The sequence below is a fragment of the Pantoea sp. 1.19 genome (assembly GCF_001922585.1).
In the GTDB taxonomy this organism is placed as follows: domain Bacteria; phylum Pseudomonadota; class Gammaproteobacteria; order Enterobacterales; family Enterobacteriaceae; genus 1-19.
In genome coordinates, this window is record NZ_MRBS01000029.1 from 1 (window position 1) to 1,505 (window position 1,505).

General features: G+C 61.1%; 1 pseudogene. It reads left to right on the forward strand.

The features are described from left to right. Positions 1-1,505, forward strand: a pseudogene (locus BS626_RS18665) (autotransporter outer membrane beta-barrel domain-containing protein); the annotation flags it as partial.

Here is a 1,505-nt window from a genome sequence, read left to right on the forward strand (position 1 = left end):
GGCGGTGGAGGCGGGCAGCGTGCTGCGCGCGCAGGGCGCGGACAATCTGGGAGGGCAGTCCGGCGTGACGCTGAGCGGGCCGGACAGCGCGCTGAACCTGGCGGGCTGGCGCGGCGCGTTTGGCAACCGGGTAGCCGGGAGCGGTCAGCTGCGGCTGAGCGACGGGTCGGCGGTGACGCTGAGCGGCACGGAGGGGCTGGGGTCGGAGGTTGGGGTGAATGTAGGCGCGGACAGCGCGCTGACGCTGGCGGGGCTGAGCGGCTTTAACCAGGCGCTGACCGGCGGCGGGGCGCTGAACGTGAGTGCCGGCAATCAGGCCTTCAATTTTGGTTCAAATACCGGCGGCGCCTTTGCCGGCAACATTTTGCTTAATGATGTTTCCTTTAATATCGAGAGTAATCGTGACGTATTAGGTAATTCAGCCCTGACGCTTAATACTGGCAGTTACTCCACGACGGGCGTGGGTGAAAGCCGCGTGGGTCAGCTAAATTTACAAGGCGGAGAGCTGGCCTTCCGTGTTGAAGGTCCACAAACCGCGGCAGATGGCACGATCAAGACCGATAAATTAACGCTGAATAGTGGAAATATTGACATTGACGGCGGTGCTACTTGGGAGAATTACGGCCCTGAAGATTTGAACGTTCTACCAATCCTCGCTCAGGATTACGGCAATGTGCTGATGACCTTAGTTGATGCGAATCAGGTCGCGGGCAAGCTACAAGATGTGGGGTTAAAAATTAACGATGTGCAGGTTGTGACCCACGACCAACGCATTTCATCAACCATCACTCAGGCAGGCGAAAACGCGGCGATTGCTTACTATAACTTTGGCCTGTCTGATAGCAACGATAACAATGGCGCGGGTCTGTTTGTCAAATACAGCATGGTTGGGCTGGAGCTGATCTCAGATGGCGAAAATGGGTTGCTGATTAAAGTTGACGATCCGCAACCCCCTCTTCGCGAGTTACGTTCGCAACTAAGCGGTAAGGGCGGGCTGGTGATTGATGGTGGGGATTATGGCCTCACGATCATGAACAGTGACAATAGCTACAGTGGCGGCACGCTGGTGAAGAATGGGCAATTAATCCTCGGGGATAACGCTGTCCTTGGCAAGACCTCCCGGCTCGAGGTTTCCCAGGGGGCTTCTACCGTGCTAAATGGCTATGGCCAGACGATCGGAACGCTGGTCAATGGCGGCACGGTGGACATCGGCGGCGGCGCGCTGACGCTGACGGACGGCGGCAGTTCGACGGCGGCCGGCGGCCTGACCGGCGACGGGCGGCTGGTGCTGACGGGCGGCGAACTGCTGCTGTCGCAGGCCAACGCGGGCCTGTCGGGCAGCGCGGCGGTCGGTAAGGGGGCGAGCCTGACCCTGAGCGGTGCGGGCGCGCTGGGCGCGGCGGCGGTGGACGTGGCGGACGGCGGGACGCTGAACCTGCAGGCGGCGCAGACGTTGGGCAACGCGCTGAGCGGCGCGGGGACCGTCAACACCGACGCGGCGGTGA